The following is a 20,995-nucleotide window of genomic DNA, read 5'->3' as shown; positions in this document are numbered from 1 at the left end:
TCACCATTTTGATGGTTACTTTTATTGCCATTTGTCCAGTAATGTCTAGTTTATAACTGATTAGAAGCGTACCGATCTCAACCCGTTAAATGTGGAATAGCATAAACAACCTGCGACTGCTGTCGCCGTCAATACCAGCAATTGTCAAAATAATCTTGTTTTTCTCAACTTGGATTGTTGTGTGGCTTCCCGCAGCGATTGTGCTGGCGATCGCCCTCAAATGGCATCCGCCCCAACCACTGGGAAACAAAAAACTACCTTTACTAGCTTCCCTTTATGCGATTGTCCCCTTCATTTTATGGGCGACAACTTCGATCGAAAACACATCTTTTGCCAACTGGGGTTGGGATTGGCAACCGGCAGTTTTGATGTCATTAATGCGGGGGTTAGGATTAGGAATAATCAGCTTAGTAATTTTATTCGGTCTGCAATTAACAGCAGGCTGGCTCGATCTAAAAAAAAGCGAGACTTCCACCGAAACAGGCGAAAAAAAAATTAATTTTTGGGATTTAATTTTTAACCCTGCTAGTCTGCTGACTCTGTTATTAGGACTGTGGATTAGCGCCACAGAAGAGTTAATCTTTCGCGGCTGCTTGCAAACAATCCTCCAGCAAGATTACTCAGCGCTAATCGCAGCAGCGATCGCCAGTTTCATTTTTGCGATCGCCCATCTAATTTGGGCAGCCAAAGAAACTCTACCGCAACTGCCCGGATTGTGGCTGATGGGGATGGTTTTAACATTAGCCCGCATCGCAGACAATGGCAGTTTAGGATTGGCGATCGGCATTCACGCAGCTTGGATTTGGGGTATAACTACCGTAGATACAGAGGGCGCAATTAATCCGACAGGCCGGGCACCAGAATGGATTACAGGAATAGCAGCAAAACCGCTAGCAGGTGCAGCCGGCATTTTATTGCTACTAGCAACCGCAACCTTACTCTTTTTGACTCAAATCAGCGTTAATCAGCGCTAATCAGCTTAAATCAGCGATAAAAATTCCGACATTAATTCAAGTGTCGATCGATCGTCACAATCGAAACCGGATTCAGCGAGTCAAAACGAGTCAAATTGCCCGCATTTACTGAACGCGATAACTGCACTTGCACGATTCGGTAACTCCAGTGCGGTTCCCGGCGCACCCGATCGCCCATCCAGCTAAAAACAGTAGCAATATCCTCAAAAGTATCCAACGCCAGCACGATCGAGCCTCCAGGGAGCAGCCGCAGCGCGCAAACGCCCAAAATTTTAGTCAACCCTCCGCCACTACCGCCAATAAAAATCCGGTGCGGAGGACGCAAGCGGTGCAAGATTTCCGGGGCGGTTCCGTGAATCGAGAACACATTTTGCAGCTCAAAACGGCCATAGTTGAACTCGATCGCAGAAGTACCAGAAACCGTTTGTTCGATCGCGTAAACCTCAGACTGCGGGAATAAACGAGCAATCTCGATGGACACAGAACCGTTACCAGCACCCACATCCCAGACAACTTGTCCCGGTTGCAAAGCCAATTGTCCCAGCACCAACACCCGCACTTCCCGTTCAACCGTCAAACGCGGCTTGTCGCCACAACCGATAAAAGCTGCATCCGGTATTCCCAACAAAGGCAACTTTTCCAGATCCAAAGGTTCTGCCCTCGGCGGGGACTCCCGCAGCATCACAACCACGCTCAGCGGTGCAAAAGACTCTCTCAGCAAAGCTTCCAGAGACTTGCGGCTTACCCGTTCCTGGGCCGCCCCCAAGTTTTCGCAAACCCAAAACTCGTAGCGTGTCGGCAAATCTAGAGCTTTCACCAAACTTGCCAGTACAGCCGGAGTGTGAGCTTCGTCCGCCAGCACCGCAATCTTCTCCACACCGAGCTTCAGCTTCGCCGTCAGCTCCTCAAAATAGCGTCCTTGAGAGCCTACACAATGAGCATCTTGCCAAGGGATTTTCAAGCGATTAAAAGCCAACTGCACCGAAGTGACATGGGGATGAAAAGTTAATTTTTCTGGCGGCAATTGGGCAATTAACAACTTTCCCCAGCCGTAGAACAGCGGGTCGCCGGCCACTAAAATTACGATCGGTCGATCGCGGGGTTCCACCGTCCCTGCTGAGGGTTCTAATTCGGGTTCAGTCGCCCACCACCGCCGAATTTCCAGAATTGCTTCGGTCAAATCTTCCAACGCCCAGCGCTCTCCATCGTGCTGGGGAAAATAGCTCAAATGGCGATCGCTCCCTATTAGCAGAGCGGCCATTTCTACAACCTGCCGCGCCGATTCGCTCAGCCCAGCAGCTCCATCTAAACCGATACCAACAACGTGTACTGTCACTTTTTAAGCAAAAAGTAAAAAACCAGAATTACTGATTTTTCCTGGTTTTTCATAAATTTTTTCCTTGACTTTACTGTCAAACAAAAATAATTAAAGCATTTAATAGCCAATATCCTGACTATTGTCACAAGCGAGAGGGGGAGAGGGGGAGAGGGGGGCGAGAGAGTGGGAGAGTGGGAGAGTGGGAGATGGGGAGAGTGGGAGATGGGAAAAAATATTCCTTCTTCCCTCTTCCCTCTTCCTTCTTCCCTCTTCCCTCTTCCTTCTTCCTTCGTTAAAACTCAAACACAGGCCAGTCCGGTTGCCGGAGGTAGGTGGTCATGTCGTCAAACTTCCGCAGTTCCACTCGGTGTACAGACAGTTCTTGCGGCGTGTCCAGCCATTGCTCGTTTAACTCTGACAGCAAAGCGCACAAGCGATCGCGGTCAAGGTTCGGCCCAACGTCCCCAAAATAAGCCAGAGTAATGTGGGCCGTAAAATGATATTGCTGTTCGATTCCCAAAGCCATTAAATCGGGATTTTGATAGATCGATCGGCGAAACTCCAGAATTTGCTTGTAAGAGTTTTCGTCCGTCGGTGCTAAACAAACACCCACAGCTCTAGTCATCACCATCAACCCCAGCACTATCCAGCGAATGGGAGGGCCCCCCGCCAAGGGTTTGCAGGCGGCAAAACGATCGGCCATGCGCGAGCGCAGTTGCTCCTCAAATTCGGGATTTTTATCAGAGGCATCTCGAAAAGCGCTGCTCCAAATCAAATCGGCTACGGTTAAATGGAAGCTATCAGGAGGCAGTGCCACGATCGCACCGTCCGCTATTTCATGCAATAGCCGTTGTTGGATCGAGTGCAAATTACTATAAAGTGCAGCATTTTCTGCATCTTCCCCAGCCGGCGGCGTAATCACCGAATAACCCGGAAAAGGTACAGGATCTCTGTGACCAGCTTCGTCCGGCTTAAATTTTGGAGATTCCTGAATGTGTTCCACCTGGGACTTGTAAGACTCCAGCAGCGTCATTCGCGCCACCCGATTTACGTAAGCTTGATAAGTATCATCCAATCTTGATTTCCTCGCGGTGACATACTCCCACACCAAATTTTATATTATGGCGCGGGCTTCCAACAGCCCAATTCAGGATATGTTGGACAAGCCTCGCGTGCAACTCTGATTTTTTGGGCTAGTGAGCGTTTTTCATGCAAATTTACCTGTTTTGGGGGGAAGACGACTTTGCGATGGCGCAGGCTGTGACAAGTTTGCGCCAAACAGTCCTCGACCCCAACTGGGCTAGTTTTAACTATGACAAGATTATTGCCGATCGACCCGACACTGTGGTCGAAGGGCTCGATCGAGCCTTAACGCCCCCCTTCGGTACCGGCAGCCGTTTTGTCTGGCTGGCAAATACGACTGTTACGCAGCAGTGTTCTCCAGAACTGTTAGCGCAATTGGAACGAACACTGCCAGTGATTCCCCCTACCACCGTGCTGCTGCTGACATCCGTCAAAAAACCCGACAGCCGGCTCAAATCTACCAAGTTACTTGTCCAGTCCGCCCAAGTGCGGGAATTTTCGCCGATTCCACCTTGGAATGACAAAGAATTAGTCCAGCGGGTGCGCCAAGTCGCCGGCGAAATGAACGTAAAATTGACCGCCACAGCGATCGAACTTTTGGCCCAATCCATTGGTAGCGATACCCGCCAGCTATACAGCGAACTCGAAAAATTGTTGCTGTTTGCGGGCAACCGCAGCCAACCTCTGAACCCGGAAGAAGTTGCGGCACTGGTACACTGTCACGCCCAGAATACTTTCCAGCTAGCCGATGCGATTCGCGAGGGCAATACCTCCGCCGCTTTGGATTTATTGGCCGGCTTAACTGGCCGCAGCGAACCTGGTTTGAGGATTACGGCTGGCTTGACTGGTAAGTTTCGGATTTGGCTGTGGGTAAAGGCAATGATCCAAGCGGGCGATCGCGATGATAAAATTGCTCAAGCGCTAGATCTCGGCAATCCGAAACGAGTATACTATTTTCGTCAAGAAGTCAAGAACGCCAGCTTAGAAAAACTGCAAAAAAGTTTGCCTTTGCTGCTAGAGTTAGAAGCTTCTTTAAAGCGGGGCCGGGAAGAAATCTCAACCCTGCAAACCAAAGTTATAGAACTTTCTAGCTTGTTTCGCTGATGCGCGACAGCGCACAGGATCGGCCCCTTACTGTAAATTTTTACAACAAATTTCGATAGAGGCTATGTGCTTGATGCCGGATCACGGGTCAAAAGGTCAATAGATACTAGAAATACTCTCAGAATGGCAAAGTAGAAGTTAATGTGGTAAATAAATATTGTCCGCCGAACGCCGATCGGTTAATATTATTTGCCGGCTCTCCACCCCCCCCAAAAAAAGAGCGCTACCCATGACACAACAGAACCCGCGGGAACTGCTCAAGCAAGGCGATCCAAAAGCGATCGCATCTAGCATCAACCGTACACTCAAACCCAAAGGCATCAACGCCGATGTGACGCGCGACAACGGCTGCCTCCACATAATTCTGGAGGCAGACAAAGTACCGGATCAAATGGTATTGGTCGATTTCATCCGCACCGGCATGACGAAGCTGGGACTCGAATCAATTCACACTGTAAAGGTTTACGGGCGTCGAACAGGTGACGGATCGCCTGCGTGGGAAGATGAAATTGATCTGATGCCTGCAGGTTCCATGCCTTACCCCTTGGATAGTGGAATGCCTGACGACTCTGTAGGTTTAGATGATGTCGAACCCGAAGGCGGAGACTATTATCAAGAAGGAGAATTCGATCGAGATGACGACGAGGAAGACGAAGACGAAGACGAAGATCAAGCCCCGCCTCCGAAAAAACAATTTCCCAAATGGGTAATACCTGTGGGTATCTTAGTACCTCTGGCGGCGATCGCAGGGCTTTTCTTTACTAAAACTTTCCCCTTCGGCAACTCTAACCCAGAACCCATCGCCCCCGAAGCTGCTTCCCCCTCCCCCCAACCCTCATCTCCCCCTTCTAAAGCCGCTGTATCCTCTCCAGCCGCATCTCCAGGCACCCCACAGGCAGCCTCCCCTGCACCAAAACCCGCTCCTACTGCTGCTGCGCCAGCAAGCCCAGCTTCAGCTTCTCCTGCACCAAAAGCCGCTGCGCCCAAGCCTGACTCTTGGAGGGAAGCCGTTAACACAGCTCAGAAGGCAGCAATTTCGGCCCAGAAGGCTCAGTCTCAAAATGAGTGGATCGCAGTAGCAAGCGAGTGGCAGCAAGCGGTTAAGCTCATGAGAGCCGTACCGTCAACCAGCCCGAACTACCAAAAGGCTCAGCAAAAAGCCGCAGAGTATCAGGCTAATCTGATTGTTGCCAACCGCAGGGCAGCAGCAGCGCCTTAAGAGTTTTGAGGTTTGAGTGGAATACTCGATGTGCTAAAAGTCAAAAGTCAAAAGCCAAAAGTAAAAAAACTTGTTTTTACTGAAAGCTTTCTTACTTTTGACTTTTTTCAATTTTATTAAAATTTCATTTAAGCTGTCGCGCATTTAAATTGCATATTCTCCGCGGGCGGGACGCCGACCCCAATTATTGTTTGATTGCTTTTTAACAGACAATTTCTGGGGGTTAACAAGGGAGCTAAAACCTTGAGACAGAAGGGATGAGAGCTGGGTTCCCCAAACAAGATGGGTCTACTATAGTGACAAGTAAACCCACAAATCAAAAAAATACTAATGGAATTTAGTCACGAGCATCTAGAAAAAAAATTGGGCTGCGCCCACTTCCTGATGTTGCTGCTTCTGGCTCAACTTGATTCAAACCGAAAAAAAAGTCAAACTAGAAACAATAGCAAGAGTCTTTCCAATCTGGATAACTTGTGAAGGAAGAGGCAGAAATTTACAAAGATTCTTGGATTTACGTAGCTTAACGATTAGTAGGTTATTGTGGCTTATCATCAGTTATTGCCTAGAGAAATCGGTACCCAAAAAGTCGAAACATAAGTTATACCTAGCGATTGACCGCAGCCAGGGAAAAAATCTCAATTTACTAATGGTCCGTGTGATTTGGTCAAGAAAAGCCATTCCCTTAGCCTGGATATTACTGCCGCACATAGGAAATAGTAACTAGGAGGAACAAGAAAGTGTACTCTCTTCAGTTTTAGCAATATTCAAAGATTATCAAATAGTGGTGCTAGGAGACCGCGAGTTTTGTTCCCTAGATTTAGCCACCTCGCTCCAGACAAGGAATGTCAGATGTTGTTTAAGCTTTAAAAAAACGATTTTTATAGAAGTAAAAAATAAAATTTTGCAGCGATTAGATGAGTTACCAATTAAACCGGGAGTTGCCTTATATTATCAAGGGAATAAAATCGGTAAAATCGGCCATTTTCAGGATTTTGTCGTGGCAGCTAAATGGAAAATAAACTACCGCAATCAAAACACAAAATAGCCTTGGTATATCTTGACTGATCGGGGAAGTTTAATCGTCGCCATTGAAGCGTATAAAAAAAGAATTGGGATTGAAGCAATGTTCCGAGACTGTAAACGTGGGGGCTATAATCTAGGAGGCAGTGGATTAAGAGAAAACCGATTGAACTCAAGGATTTTGGTGATGTCTCTGGCTTATTTAAAGTCAACACTGCCAGGAGATGAAATCAACTGACATCAGGAAAAAAATATGTCTGTTGTCTCAAAGAATCCGGGAGAATTTACTGAAGATGCAGTACATTTTGTGTGGATTTAAATGGAGAAAAGTGCGTTAAAAACTGGGAACAATATCACCAATGGACTGCCGAATTAACCAGTAAATCCCCCCATAAACGCCGCTTTTATCAGAGAGGTATAAGGGTGGGAACCATTATGCGCTCTACGTCGTAGCTCTCTTGTTACCCCTTCAGCGATCGCACACAGTCCCGGCGACCCCTGGGTTTTTTAGTTTGTGAGCCCTGGGATGACGATCGTTGGTGAGGAAACTTGACAAGCAGCGGCCACACAACTTTTGTTAAGCTTGCTAGATTGGGGAGTAGTTTAAAAATTAACCCTATGAATTCACTAACTTTTTTGCAGAACATCAAGCTGACAGCGACAAGACAGGAGATTCCTGCCGAATCGGAATCTCAATAGTAAACTCTGTTCCTCTGCCTGGTGCAGAAATACACCCCAAGCTTCCCCGGTGTTTTTCCACTACAATTTGCCAGCTAATCGATAACCCAATCCCTGTGCCCTTACCGGGGGGTTTTGTCGTAAAAAACGGGTTAAATACATGGCGACGAACATCTTCCGATATCCCCGGCCCATTGTCCACAATTCGGACAGCTACGCAATTGCTGCTTGTTATTTCTGTGCTAATCCGAATCACGCTAGGATTCGCTTTAATTTCTTCTAGCGATCTCTGCTTGTTCCACTCATCAATAGCATCGATCGCATTTGCAAGTACATTCATAAATACCTGATTCATTTCTCCCCCATAACACTCCACTTCGGGCAGGTTTGGGCAATAGTCCCGCACCACTTCAATCGAGGGGCGGTCTGACTTAAATTTTAATCGGCTCTGTAAAATCATCAGCGTGCTGTCGATACCTTCGTGAAGGTTGACCGATCTCATTTCATATCCTTCTTGCCGTGCGAAGAGGCGCAAAGATAAAACGATTTCGCGGATGCGATCGGCTCCTAAGTACATCGATTTGAACATTTTAGGCAAGTCGTCTTTGAGATAATCTAGCTCGCTTGCTGCGATTTCTGCTTGTATATCTGGAGCCGGGTTAGGATAGTGCTTTTGGTACAGGTCAATGATAGTGACCAAAGCTTTTGAATATTCCATAGCATAGGAAAGATTTCCATAAATAAAATTAATTGGATTATTGATTTCATGAGCTACACCAGCTACGAGTTGACCTAGCCCCGACATTTTTTCGCTTTGAATGAGCTGACTTTGCACCTGCTTGAGTTCGTGCAGGGAATTTTCGAGCTGTAGGGCTTTGTGTCGCTCTCGCGCTTCCGATGCTTGCAAAGCTACTTGTGCAAGCTTGCGTTCAGCAGCCTCCTGCTTGAGGCGTTCGTTCGTTTTGGAAAGTTCAGCGGTGCGCTGTTCTACTCGCGTCTCTAGTTCTTGCGTCAAAACTTGTAGGTCGGCTTGCGCTCGCTCGCGCTCGACAATTTGCGCCTGAAGCTTTTTAGTTAGATTTCGCAGATTCAGGTGTGTGATAGCCCGAGCTAAAACTTCTTCCTGTTGAAGGGGCTTAGTGATATAATCAACTCCCCCCACATTAAAGCCTTTGACTTTGCTCTCTGTATCGTCCAGCGCGGTCATAAAAATGACTGGGATATCTTTAGTTAAGTCATTTGCTTTTAGATGTTGACAGGTTTTAAACCCGTCCATCTCTGGCATCAGAACATCCAACAAAATTAAATCGGGTTGAGAATATTGCACTTTTTTGATAGCGCTAGACCCGCTGCGAGCTACCCAAACAGTGAAGCCAGATGCGCTCAAAAAATCCAATACTGAACCCAGATTAGTGGGCGTATCATCCACAATTAAAATGGTTCCTCTGTCTAAAGATTCGCTAGTCATTTTTAGTCCTCATCTAAACTGTTGAACAAATTCTACTAATTTGTCTTCTTCAAAGTTTTTGGTTAATTCAAGCAACTGATTGACAAAAGGTGCATAACGCATATCTATTGCCTTCAGCTTGCTGGCTCGCTTCTCAATACTGAGGAGTTCACCTTTCATCGCTAAATCGAACAGGACTGCAACTTCTTCCGAAGGGGGAGCAATCAGTTGTTGGTCTTGGATTTGGGAAGGGAGTTCGGTGAAGATACCTTCTGAACTGAAAGTTGTTCGCTCCTCATAAATCCATTCTAAACCTAAATGGTTGCCCAAGCATTCTAATAACTTTTCTGCTCGAATAGGTTTGAGGAGAAAAGCGTTGCAACCAGCCTGGAAAATGCTTTGGGGATCGCCGGATAAAATGCTAGCAGAAGTTGCGATCGCGATTACATCCTTCAATGGAGGGATTTTTCTGATCCGCCTCACCGCTTCAAAGCCGTCCATGACTGGCATTACCAAGTCAATTATAATACAGTCCGGTTGAAATAACAGCGCTTTATTCACGCAGTCTTGACCGTCCGTTGCCTCCATCAATTCAAACCCAATGGGAGCTAAAAGATTAACTAGAACAGAGCGATTTTGCCAGCGATCGTCAACGACTAAAATTTTCCGCCGATCGCCTGAGAAACTCCTAATAATTTTTTCAGGTTCTTTTTTATACCCTTCCCAGCTTTCGGTAATAGGCAACTCTAACTCAAACCAGAAAATACTGCCTTTACCTAAAGAGCTTTGTACTTTCAGTTCGCCACCCATCATCTCCACTAATTGGCGACTAATTGGCAGCCCTAATCCTGTTCCCTCTATCTGGCTAACTGAACCGCTGGCTTGCTCGAAGGGCAAAAATATTTTTGATAGTTCCTCCGGCGCGATGCCAATGCCTGTATCTTCTACTTGGAAAATAAATTTCGCTGTTAGGGATTGGGGATTGGCGATTGGTGATGACAAAGATTGCTGAGTCTCCAGTCTGTCTACTTTGAAAGTAACGCCTCCTTTTTCGGTGAATTTTATGGCATTACCGAGTAAGTTGATGAGAATTTGCCGCAATCTTTTTTCATCGGCTTGGACGCAAGTGGGAAGTGGAGTTAGCGGTTCGTAAATCAAAGAGATTCCCTTCTGGTGGGCGCGAATCTGGCAGATTTCAGTGATGCCTTGGAGAAAGTCTGACAGGTGAAACTCGGTGAGGTAGAGTTCCATTTTTCCGGCTTCGATTTTGGACAGGTCTAGAACGTCATTGATCAGAGTTAGGAGGTGTTCGCCACACTGATGAATGATGTTAATACCAGAATTTTGCTGACTGGTTAAACCTGTGTCTCGTTTGAGGATTTGGGTATAACCTAAAATGCCGTTGAGGGGTGTGCGAAGTTCGTGGCTCATGTTGGCGAGAAATTGGCTCTTGGCGCGGTTTGCGGCTTCGGCCACTTGCTCGGCTCGCTGTCGCTCTTGAATTTCCACTTCTAGGCTCGTATTTTTGGCTTTTAATTCCTCGGTTCGCTCTTCTACTTTGACTTCTAAAGTGTGATAGAGGTTGGCATTTTCTAAGGCGATCGCCGCTTGTCCCGATAGCATCCGCAACACTTCTACCCGCTTCGGTGTGAAAGCGCCAGCAATCACGTTGTTTTCTAAGTACAGGATGGCACTTAACTTACCTTGAGATAGGATAGGCGCACACAAAATTGATTTGGGTTTATGTTGGGTAATGTAGGGGTCGGCGTTAAAGATTTCCTCGCGGCCCGAATCATTTAAAACGACATCTTTCTGAGTTCTGGTGACGTAATTAAGTACCGAGATAGGCACTAGCCCAGAAGTTGATACTGGTAAAGATTCCAGCACTCGGACTCGATCTTTAGTCCCCGCCGCTTCTATAACAAGTTGACCATCTTTTGATAGAATAAGCGCTCCAGTTTCAGCGCCTGCGTTTTCTATCAAAATTTTCATTAACTTCGTGAGCAAGTTAGGTAGAACAATTTCACTAGAAATGGCAAGAGATGCTTTCATTACAGTTGCCAAGTCTAGCAACTCTGGTTGAGCGCCTGTAATGGTCAAAGGATCAATTGTCATCGTAGGGTCGAAAGGCGTTCCCATGACCGCAGGCGATCGCCCTATTAATTGCGGGTATTTTCCTTCTAGATGTTTAACTTTAGCTACAGACCCCCAGCGCATATAGGCATAATAAGCATCGGTCATGTAGGTGCGGGCAATCTTTTCTTTACCCCAGGAAAAATAGAATTTAGCAGCGAGTTCGTCAGCTAGTGCTTCTTCGTTGATATACTCGTTTTCTTTAGCAAGAGCGATCGCTTTGTCGTACATCTCGACCGCTTCTAGTTTTTCGCCTAAAACACGATGTTTTTCGGCCTCTACTAAATAGAATTTATGCAGATGATTCATTGGGGCATAATGCGCCCATTTTTGCAATTTATCTTGATTAGCTTGTACTCGGTTAAGAATGTCCTGTTGGTCGGACTGCGAAGTTTCAGGATACACAGCTAACCGTACTAGAGAATCGTAGAAATAGAATATAACAACAGTTAGCTGGCCTGTAGACGATCCGAAAGAACTTTCTACTTGAGGGATATTTTTTAAAGCTTCCGCGTAATTCTCAAACACATAACAAAGCGCAAGTTTGTGCAAGTATAAGTAATGAATTGCCAGTTGATTGTTGGTTTGCTGGTATAGCGGCAGCATTTTCTCTTCGTCGTAGGCTTCCCCCTTTAACTCGCAGAGGTTTTCGCTTCTTCCCATCATGTTTAAGACGGCTTGCCAACAGATTTTTGTATTATTAAGCGCTGTTTCTTGGCTAATTTTATGAAGGGCATCTGTATAAGTTGCTATCTCTCGTTCGAGCTGCATTAGTTGCTTGCCAACAAAAAACGAGTAATGACTCCACACCATGACGGCATAGCCAGCATATTCTAAATCTCCAGTTTCCAGCCCAGTAGAGAAAGCTGCCAGGAAAGGTTCTAAGGTATTTCGGACGTGTTCTTTCCAATGTTGAACTGCAGCATACACTAAGTGGCAAGTCTTGACTTCGATTTCTTTGGCATTTAACTTTGAGACTAGACGTAAAGCTAATTGGCCCAACTCATAGCCCCCCTCAATATCTCCTACCGCCCCGCAAAGAAGAAGACTATATACCGCATATGCAAAGGGAGACACAGAAGCATTGCCGTATTGAACGGATAAATTGACCTGTTTGCATACTGTTAAAGGCACCAGTACGGGCATCCCAGAATAGCAAGCAGAAAATATACTTGACAAAATCCCGATCGCTGCTAATTGATAACGATCGGTCATTTCAGGGAGTTCGATTAAGTCCTCAATTCGGGTGCCACTCAAAATTGCCGCAGTTTCCCCCAGCGCCTGCCCAATATCAGATGGGTTTGGCGAGTCGGGAAACTCTACCTCCAACTGCTTTAAGACTTGCAGCCCCGTATTCAATGCTTCCAGCAGCTTGTTCTGCGCCATATAAGCTTGAATCTGGACTTTGTACACTTTTACTATGTCCAATAGTGTTTTGGCGCAGTTTTGTACTATCTCAACGAATCTCTGCATTCCGTCAAAATCACCACTCAAATATGCTGACTCTGCTGCTTCCTCATGCAGCATTAATGCCAATTCATACCGATTGTCCCAACTATCTACGGCTAGCAGAGATAAACCTACTTGCAAATATTTGACGGCGGAATCGTGGGCTGTAGCAGCTTTCGCTTTCTGACCTGCAATCAGATTCAATTGGGCTAGTTCATATTTTTGGGATTCACTGGTAAGTAAGTCAGTACCATAATTGAGTTGGTTAACTAAAGCGAAAATATTTTCTTTTCGGTTTTCGGGCGTTGTACTTTGCAGCAGCAGTTGACCAATTTTTAAGTGGGTCTCTTTTTTCTGCTCATCGGGAATCAAAGAATAGGCAGCTTGCTGCACTCTGTCATGTAAAAACTTGTAGTCAACCTTCACATCAGTTAAGGTAAAACCGCCGGATTCTTCCTGACTAAATACGAGGGGAATTTTGTATTCATTGCTCAAAGGTAAAATCAACCCAGCTTGAAGTGCTGCCCACAATTGCGCTGCCGTGACTAAGGATGATTCCTGATTGACAATCGCCAACACTTCTAAGTTAAAAGTGTTGCCAATACAAGCAGCTAATTTTAATACTTTTTGTGTATCTTCTGGCAATTTGCGTATATTTCTAGCAATCAGTTCTACAACATTGTAATCGGTGATGCCGATCGCTTGAATTTGCTCGATATTCCATTGCCAGACGCCAGAATATAAATCATAAGTCAACAAATCTTCTTGATAGAGAGTTTTGAGGAGTTGACTTAAGAAGAAAGGATTGCCCTGGGTTTTATTAAAAAGTAGAGACGCGAAATATCGCGTCTTTACAGACAGGGATTCCGAACCGCCAGATTCATTTAAAGTATCCGCAATTAATTCTTCGACATGAACCAGGTGTAATGGTTGAAGGACAATATTATTCACCGTCGCACCAGTTTGGCGAATCTTGTCAATTGTTTGAATCGTCGGATGAGTTGGAGAAACTTCGTTATCTCGATATGCCCCAATCAGCAATAAATACTTGCTATCAGAATCAGTTATTAGCAATTGAATTAATTTCAACGAGGCAGAATCCGCCCACTGCAAGTCATCGAGGAAGAGAACTAACGGATGGTCAATAGTCGTAAATACGCCAATGAATTGTTTAAAGACGCGACTGAAACGGTTTTGAGCTTCAGTTGCCCCTAGCTCAGGTACGGGTGGCTGTTTGCCAATAATTAATTCGACTTGAGGGATAACATCAATGATGACTTGTCCGTTATCGCCTAAAGCGGATAACAGTTTTTCTTTCCAAGTTTGGATTTCTACTTCTCCTTCGGTTAGAAGTTGCTGAGTTAAGGATTGGAATGCTTGAATTAGGGAAGCATAAGGAATATTGCGCTTGAACTGGTCAAATTTACCTGCAATAAAATAGCCTCGTTGGCGCACAATGGGTTTGTGGACTTCATTGACCAACACTGTTTTGCCTATCCCGGAATAACCGGAAACTAGCATTAATTCGGTGGTGCCACTGGCAACGCGATCGAAAGTTTCTAGAATTTTTTCAATTTCTTTGTCGCGACCGTAGAGCTTTTGCGGTATATTTAATTGCCCTGCTTTATCCGCACTTCCAACAACAAAGTTGGAAATATATCCGCTAGCCTGTAGCTTGATCAAGCAAGTTTCTAAGTCAAATTTTATTCCCTCAGCGCTTTGGTAGCGGTCTTCAGCATTTTTAGCTAATAACTTCATTGCAATCGCTGAAATTTGTGGTGGGATTTCAGGATTTAGCTGCTGAGGGGGAATGGGAGTTTTGGCAATATGGCTGTGTACCAATTCCAGCGGGTCTGTGGAATTAAAGGGCAACTCGCCTGTGAGCATTTCATAGAAGGTAACGCCTAGTGAATAAAAATCAGTGCGGTAGTCAATTGACCGATTCATCCGCCCAGTTTGTTCTGGCGACATATAGGCGAGTGTGCCTTCGAGCAAATCTGGATGGCTGAGCGTCGAATTTTCTCGCTCCAGACGCGAAGCGATGCTGAAATCAATAATTTTAACTTTTTCAGTGGCTGGGTTGATGATAATATTGTGTGGCTTTACATCTTTATGAATAATGTTATGTTTATGGATTTCTGCTAAGGCAGAGACAAGCTGGAATCCCAAAGAAAGAAATTGAATGATTGTGAGTTTCTTACCCTTCATCCAATCTTTGAGAGACTCGGAGCCTGAATCTTCTAATATCAGTGCTAAACCGTTTTTATAGCTTTCTAAACTAATGGGTTTGACGATCGCTTCTACGTTCAAGCTGTGCAGAATTTGATATTCGTGCCGCAAGCGGGTGATGTCAGAAAGAGTGGGATACTCAGCCTTTAGCGTTTTGACGATCACGCTGGAAAAGTCCGAATCCTTCCGAGCGCGATCGACTGAAGTTCTTATTCCGCTGTGGAGGGTTTCAACGAATTGATAGCCAGCTAAGTTGATAGTCATTGTTATTCTAGCGATCGCAAGGGAATGGAGCGTAAGGTTAAGGCCGGTTTTAAAACTTAATTATTATAGGAGCTGATCGTAACATAGTAATTTACTCAACAAAAGTGAGCTCATGTTTCGCTTCTGGCAATCGTGGCCTCATGAGAGCGCCGAGCGTGGATATGTTGAAAGAACGCATTCGCGATCGCATTTTGGAGGAGGCTGTAGCACTATGAGGCGGGAAGCATAACGGCTGCAAGATATATTAGATGCAATAGCCGCAAGCGTTTTTCCCCAGAGTTTTTGATGACCGTAAAAGCGCCCTGTGGTCTAACATAGCCCAAGTTTCTTTATTCGCCACAGAAATGGGTGGGACGGAAGACTAAGGGATTTCCAAGCCTGGGATCGCGATTGGGTATTCTGCTCGTCTAGCTCTCTGCTGCATTTACTAGAAGCCTGCCTTGTAAGCGTTACTGAATTCACTGCGGGTGCAGGACAGTTGTAGGTGGTTTTTCGCTCGGTTTTCCCTAATAAAGAATACCGAGAGCAAGTGTAGCTCCCGGTATCAACTTTTCCAGTTCCGTTGTTGTTAAGTAAATCCAATTAGGCTCAATTTGGGAAAATTTGCCTCACTCGATTAAGCACAGCCGATGTTATTGGTTAGCCTGTTCCAAAGCGGGATTTGCTGGAGTTCCAGCAATTTCGGCCAAATTAATCTTGACGACTTTATTGCGGGCCTCAGTTACTTTGGGCAGGGTTAGCGTTAGAATGCCATCTTTGTATTCAGCTTGCACAGAGTCATTTTGAATGTGTGCGGGCAAGGGAAGCACCCGGTGGAATTTGCCATAGCGGAATTCAGAGCGGACGTAGCCAGATTTTTCGTCTGTGTTTTCGTAGCGGCGTTCGCCAGAGATAGAAATTGCTTCGCGAGTGACTTGAACGTCAATGTCTTTGGGGTCAATTCCAGGCAGTTGCGCTTTTAATACGAAATTGTCCCCAGCATCAGCAAATTCCACAGCGGGCATCCAAGTGGCTTCTGAGTTATCTCTCGTTGTTGCCTGTTGGTCAAAAACTTTATCGAGTTGCTGGCGGAGCGTTTCAATTTCTGTGAATGGTTGCCAATAGCGCATCAACATAATCTGTCACCTCAAAGATTGGTAAGACTTTATAACGAAAGTTTGGGTTGAAGCTCATTGCTTACAGTTATTATGATGCCGCTTCCGGGCGTGGGAGGAACAGTCAGGAAAACCCTACTCAGTTAGTCGTATTTGCTAGAATAAGTACGAAAGAAGCAGAATTTATTGGCAGTGAAGAAAACCGTACAAAGCTATTCCTAGAAACCGACAATACTGTGGCAACGCCATGATGCTCCAGCCTCAGAACTCTGCACGGCACGAGCGTTGCCGGAAGTATTGCCGGTGTTGCAAACCGCACCAAAAATGCGGTTCGGGTGATGATGTGTAGCAGACGCGTAAGGACGTGCAGGTAATCGCTCTTTCCCATAGCCATCGCTCGCTGTATGAAGGATTTCGCATAATCGCGATCGAGCTTAAATATCTCCCTTATTTCTGAGTCCGCAGAGGCGGAGTTAGTTTATGTAGTTGCGGTTTCAACCGCCGAACTATCGAGGGGGTAGCTTGTATTAACCACTCAATCTATCCAAATTTCGTCAAGAATCGGAAAGCATCGAGTACATGACTCGCGCAAACGTAAGGCGAAGTATTGTAAAAAGCTTGCCAAGCCGCCGCTTTATCTTCGTCGTATTTATCCGCTCTTTCCTGGTGTTTTCCTAGCCAATTCAGCCGCACTGCGTGACCGACTAATACATCTAAAACGATGTATTCTTCTACCTGCAATTCAGGATTGCGCTGGGCAATTGCTGCCAACTCCATCAGCGCCTCAATATTCACTTGTCGGTATTCCGGCGCCACAATTTTATTCAGCAAATGCTCGATTTGTAGCGCAAAATTCTTTTCACCTGGGGTCATTTCCGATAAAATGATATGGCTATCTAACCGATTGCGTCGCTCTAATTTGTCGCCAATTATCAAGCCTTTGCAGTGCCGCAGCAGTCCCCAAACACTCGGATAAAAATCCTTCGGTACGCGATTGACTCCACCTTCCATTTGCCGCTTCCGGCGCCATCCTCCCGCAGGCATTTGCGGTTCTTCGGAAACTGGCGCTACTACCCATTCAATATCTTTTTCCGGCTGTTTGACGCGCAGGGATTCTTGTTGTTTGAGGATTTGATTCATTTCCTCGTATTCTGTCAACACTTGGCGCAGGCGATTTTTGATTTCAAAGGGACTTAGCTGCATTAAATGTTCGTAAGCTTCATTTTGCGTCACTCCCAATTCGCGAGCTAATTCGCTTGTTAACAGCAGAATAAAGTAGCTAACTCTCAGTGTGAGCAGACCTTTAAATAATTGCGGTTCTGCTTTAATTAGAACGCTGAGGTAAATTAGAATTTCTTGGGTGAGAACTCGATCGCGAATATCTTCTCCGCAGAATTGGCGAATTTTGTCCATCACTTCCGTGTAAGAACCCGGTCTCGAAATTATCGAATCTTCGCTGTAAGCTTTCCCCACAGCAATCTGTTTTTGTCGCACCAAAATATCTGTCACTGCATCGGACAAGCTGATATCAACTTTATCCAGCAAACCTGCGGCATGGCGGATGACTGCCCATTGGATTTTTGACTGCGAACTTTCTCCAGCTTTTGTATAAACTTCGTTGAGCAAGTCCACAACTTTAACTATTTCTTCCGTACCTCCAAATCCTGTATCAAAATTTAATCCTTTGAGGCGAACCAACGTGTGCAGCAACTCAATTTGTTCGTACAAATTTTCTGAATCTCGCAGGCTAGTTAGCAAGAATTGAGTATTAGTTTCGCACTCTAATTTAAATTCTTGCGTGTGACCCAAAGGCCAAGTTTTTTCAGGATTGTAAGTTAGATATCGGCGCGTTTCTACTGCACCTGTCACCGGAGATTCAGTAAATTCAAAATCGTGCATTAAATCAATTCTTTCAGTCCCAGCAGTCAGCATAAACTGCTTAAGATTTCCGAGTTTGACGGGCGTGTTTTTACAATATCCATCCCGGAATTCCTTCATTAATTCTAACAACGCTTCCCGGCCGGTTTCCAGCATTGTGTGAGTCAGCATCAGCGTTACCGTAGGGCGTCCTAACTGATACCAGTGGCGGTGAATGTGAGCTATTTCACTCTTGATTTGAGCTACTAAATAATGGTAATCTAAAGTTAAGTAAAACTCTTGTCTGTTCAAAAATGAGGGGAGAAATACGATCGCCTCTTCGCGAACTTTAAACACCCGAGAAGTTGTTAAACTCCGCAAACGGCGAACGGGGCGGCCACTTAAGCCTAATTGGTCATTTCGTCCAATTTGCGTGTAAATAGCTGATAATTCTTTAGTCTGGCGGACTTGAATTGGTTCTACCTGTTTTGGGGTTTGTGCCGCAATGCTGTTAGCGGCTAATTCTGCTTGCAAATCTTCGTCTTCAGCTAACAGTGCAATTTGCACTAAAGGTTCTCTGTGTTGGCCCACTGACAGGTGCCTTCCCAGCGGGTCGATGTCGCCAACTGCGATTAATCCTTCGTTCAGCAATTGACCGAGAAAATACAGACTTTGCGCCCAAACTAGGGGAATATTTTCATTGGGTAAGCGCTGCTGGCTGCGGGGATTTAGCTTTTCTGCTTCTATATTTTCGGCGGGGACGTAGTACAATTCTGGTAGTAGTGGCACACCAGAGCGATCGACTGCTAGAGATTCCAAACGCTGCTGGTACTCTTGCACTTGAGCTTGATTTCCCTGAAATAGGGCGTCCAAAAATAAATAAGTGAAAAATAGTGGCCACTCGCATTCAATGTGCTCAAACTGCCTTAATTCTGTGGGTTCGTAGTGCAGGCGATCAGCATCTTCCAAAACTGTTTGGTGTCCGTCCCGCAGAAACCGCTTGCAGCCGTATTTTCCTTGCAATTTGTCAATAATCTTATTTCTAGTCCGTTCTATTAATTCTCGGTCTTCGACAGCAAAAGCCGGAAAACTAATCACGCTCAATAAAGCGGCATCTACTTCTTTTGAACTAGATTCGCGAGGCAAAAGGGATTCCAAAGTTATGCGACTTCTGGCAATTTCGTCGGGCAAAACGTGAATAACTGACGCTTGAGAACCTTGAATACCGAACAAATCCAACCCATTTATTGCTTCCAGCGCTGCTTTTGCCATGCCAACTGAACTGGCGTTCAATTCTGCATTGCCGCGATTGATTTTATGTCCTCTTTCCCAAATTCCGTAATCCGGCGTGCGATAGGCTCTACCGATGTAGTAAACTAAATTTTGCACGAAATTGACTTCATCTATTGTAAAAATTACGTGCAGCCCGGAAGCCGTCATTTGAGCAAGAATTAATAAGAATATAGATGTAGCATCTAACTGTAAATGTCCCCACTTATCATCACCGACAACAATACTTCCAGTTTGAGTATTGTATTTAGCGTGCAGGGCATCTAGGGGCGACTGAGTATTTTTAAAATGTTCTACTTTGCTCGATTGCTGCATCATCGCAAACAGCAAGCCGCGCATCAGTTTGACTGTGCTGTGTTCGAGTTCAAATGTCCTGCCCTGATCTCCATCAATTTTGCGGTAAGCTAAACCCAAACCCCAAACCGCGAGAATGCTGTACACGTTGTCGCGCACCCAGGCATCGGTGTAGTCGCCGTGGGCGTTAACGGCGGTACTCGCCGGCAGCAAACCAGTAATAGGATTTTGGCGCTTGAGGATGATGTTTTTGATTTGCTGGTAGTAATAATCCAACCTGGTTTGCCGCTGGGTTTTTGCGATCGCCATTTCGTTTTCCTTCTTTTTCCTGATGCGAGTAGATTTGCGGTGAATAGACTTTTAAATATATCAGATATTAGATCGTTTCTCAAGTTATCCAAACACAAAAAGGTAATTGCCATGTCTACCAAAAACCACAATAACAACAGCGTTCCTTTCGTGAAAGTTGTCTACTCTACAGTGAAAATTAATGGTAAAATTGAGCTAGTACCGATGGAATGGTACGCAGACGGCTCTGTCAAAAAAATCGAACACTAATGCTCGATCGCACTTGGCTGGCAAACTCTAATGAACTTGCGCGACCCGTCGCTTACAAAAAAACCGGTTTCTGGGCCACCGAACGATGACTTAACAGACTGTTGGTGGCACAAACCGGCTTTTTTGCGACCAAGACTGGTCTAGCGTCGATCGCCAATCTAAGCTAATTTAAATAACTAGGTGTGTAGGAATTTCAAAGAAAAAAATATGGATGGATCGCGCCCGCAATTTTCAGTGCTGGGACTACCAGTTCACATATTAGATGATTATGCAGGTTGGCTGATGGAGCGCCTGCATCAAGGGTTAGGAAGTCACGTCGTGACGCTGAATGCTGAAATGGCCATGCAAGCCGAGCAAAATCAGGCCTTAGCGGATGTAATCTGCAAAGCGGAACTGGTGATTCCCGACGGTTCGGGAGTGGTGCTGTACTTGCGGCTGCGTGGCAAACCGGCACAGCGCTATCCGGGGATTGAATTAGCAGAATCGCTGCTGCAACAAGCCGGAAAATTGCCTGATTCGGAACCACTATTTTTCTTTGGAGGTTCCCCAGGAGTGGCGGCTGCTGCGGCCAAAAATTGGCAGCAAAAAGTTAACGGATTGTCAATTGCTTCTCAACACGGTTATCTTTCCCCAGATGAAGAGAAAGACTTCCGTGAAAGCCTCAAAAAAATGCAGCCCAAACTAATTTTTGTAGGATTGGGAGTGCCGCGCCAAGAATTTTGGATTGCCGAACACCGACACCTTTGCCCTAATTCGATTTGGGTGGGAGTAGGCGGTAGTTTTGATATTTGGGCGGGAACAAAAGACCGCGCGCCGGCTTGGTTTTGCGACAATCATTTAGAATGGTTGTACCGACTTTATCAAGAACCTTGGCGCTGGCGCAGGATGTTAGCTTTGCCACAGTTTGCATTGAAAGCTTTGGGAGATTTTCGAGGGTAAAAGTTCCCACTACAATCGGGTTTACGGGAGTTATGGCTGATATTG

The 20,995-nt window shown here is 45.6% G+C and carries 13 protein-coding genes; 7 read left to right on the top strand and 6 right to left on the bottom strand.

The annotated features are described in order from the left end of the window. Positions 1-89: 89 nt before the first annotated feature. On the top strand, positions 90-974 hold the full coding sequence (locus tag QUA53_RS11250) for a CPBP family glutamic-type intramembrane protease (protein ID WP_333097094.1): 885 nt from the start codon (positions 90-92) through the stop codon (positions 972-974). Positions 975-1,005: 31 nt separating this feature from the next. Here the strand turns inward: QUA53_RS11250 and cbiE are convergent, their stop codons facing one another. Together cbiE and QUA53_RS11240 are read right to left on the bottom strand one after the other, a co-directional pair. Beyond that, positions 1,006-2,310, bottom strand: coding sequence for a precorrin-6y C5,15-methyltransferase (decarboxylating) subunit CbiE (cbiE, locus tag QUA53_RS11245; protein ID WP_333097096.1), 1,305 nt, complete (start codon positions 2,308-2,310; stop codon positions 1,006-1,008). Between the two features lie 274 nt (positions 2,311-2,584). Beyond that, a complete protein-coding gene (locus QUA53_RS11240; protein WP_333097180.1) occupies positions 2,585-3,325 on the bottom strand; it encodes a DUF1868 domain-containing protein in 741 nt (246 codons plus the stop codon). 176 nt (positions 3,326-3,501) lie between these two features. On the opposite strand from QUA53_RS11240, the gene holA reads away from it, so the two are divergent. The 3 genes from holA (at position 3,502) to QUA53_RS11225 (ending at position 6,743) form a co-directional block, all read left to right on the top strand. Beyond that, entirely contained in the window at positions 3,502-4,479 is a 978-nt protein-coding gene (gene holA / locus QUA53_RS11235; RefSeq protein WP_333097098.1) for a DNA polymerase III subunit delta, read from the top strand. A 229-nt stretch (positions 4,480-4,708) separates the two neighbouring features. After that, the gene (locus tag QUA53_RS11230) at positions 4,709-5,698 is read left to right on the top strand and encodes a hypothetical protein (protein WP_333097100.1); all 990 of its coding nucleotides are present in this window, start codon (positions 4,709-4,711) and stop codon (positions 5,696-5,698) included. Between the two features lie 784 nt (positions 5,699-6,482). Continuing rightward, a complete protein-coding gene (locus QUA53_RS11225) occupies positions 6,483-6,743 on the top strand; it encodes a hypothetical protein (protein WP_333097102.1) in 261 nt (86 codons plus the stop codon). 621 nt (positions 6,744-7,364) lie between these two features. Here the strand turns inward: QUA53_RS11225 and QUA53_RS11220 are convergent. From QUA53_RS11220 to QUA53_RS11210, 3 genes are all read right to left on the bottom strand, one after another. Next, positions 7,365-8,864: a response regulator gene (locus tag QUA53_RS11220; protein WP_333097104.1), complete on the bottom strand. Its 1,500-nt coding sequence runs from the start codon at positions 8,862-8,864 to the stop codon at positions 7,365-7,367. A 9-nt stretch (positions 8,865-8,873) separates the two neighbouring features. After that, a complete protein-coding gene (locus QUA53_RS11215) occupies positions 8,874-14,918 on the bottom strand; it encodes an AAA family ATPase (RefSeq protein ID WP_333097106.1) in 6,045 nt (2,014 codons plus the stop codon). A 632-nt stretch (positions 14,919-15,550) separates the two neighbouring features. Beyond that, positions 15,551-16,033, bottom strand: coding sequence for an Hsp20/alpha crystallin family protein (locus tag QUA53_RS11210; RefSeq protein WP_333097109.1), 483 nt, complete (start codon positions 16,031-16,033; stop codon positions 15,551-15,553). A gap of 47 nt (positions 16,034-16,080) precedes the next feature. Between QUA53_RS11210 and QUA53_RS11205 the strand changes: the two genes are divergently transcribed. Then, positions 16,081-16,263 carry a hypothetical protein gene (locus QUA53_RS11205; protein ID WP_333097110.1) on the top strand — a complete coding sequence of 61 codons (183 nt, stop codon included), beginning with the start codon at positions 16,081-16,083 and terminating at the stop codon, positions 16,261-16,263. 289 nt (positions 16,264-16,552) lie between these two features. Here QUA53_RS11205 and QUA53_RS11200 read toward each other — a convergent pair whose 3' ends face one another. Continuing rightward, positions 16,553-19,762 (bottom strand): glycoside hydrolase family 15 protein, encoded by a 3,210-nt coding sequence (locus QUA53_RS11200; protein ID WP_333097111.1) that lies wholly within the window; start codon positions 19,760-19,762, stop codon positions 16,553-16,555. Between the two features lie 111 nt (positions 19,763-19,873). Here QUA53_RS11200 and QUA53_RS11195 point away from each other — a divergent pair, with 111 nt between their 5' ends. Both QUA53_RS11195 and QUA53_RS11190 read left to right on the top strand, forming a co-directional pair. Continuing rightward, complete coding sequence (locus QUA53_RS11195) at positions 19,874-20,011, top strand: hypothetical protein (protein WP_190657693.1); 138 nt, start codon at positions 19,874-19,876, stop codon at positions 20,009-20,011. 207 nt (positions 20,012-20,218) lie between these two features. After that, complete coding sequence (locus QUA53_RS11190; RefSeq protein ID WP_333097113.1) at positions 20,219-20,950, top strand: WecB/TagA/CpsF family glycosyltransferase; 732 nt, start codon at positions 20,219-20,221, stop codon at positions 20,948-20,950. The last annotated feature ends 45 nt before the right edge of the window (positions 20,951-20,995 follow it).

The organism is Microcoleus sp. Pol12B3 (genome assembly GCF_036701355.1).
In the GTDB taxonomy this organism is placed as follows: domain Bacteria; phylum Cyanobacteriota; class Cyanobacteriia; order Cyanobacteriales; family Microcoleaceae; genus Microcoleus.
The sequence above is the reverse complement of the archived record's forward strand: the minus strand, read 5'-3'. Positions and strand labels throughout refer to the sequence as shown.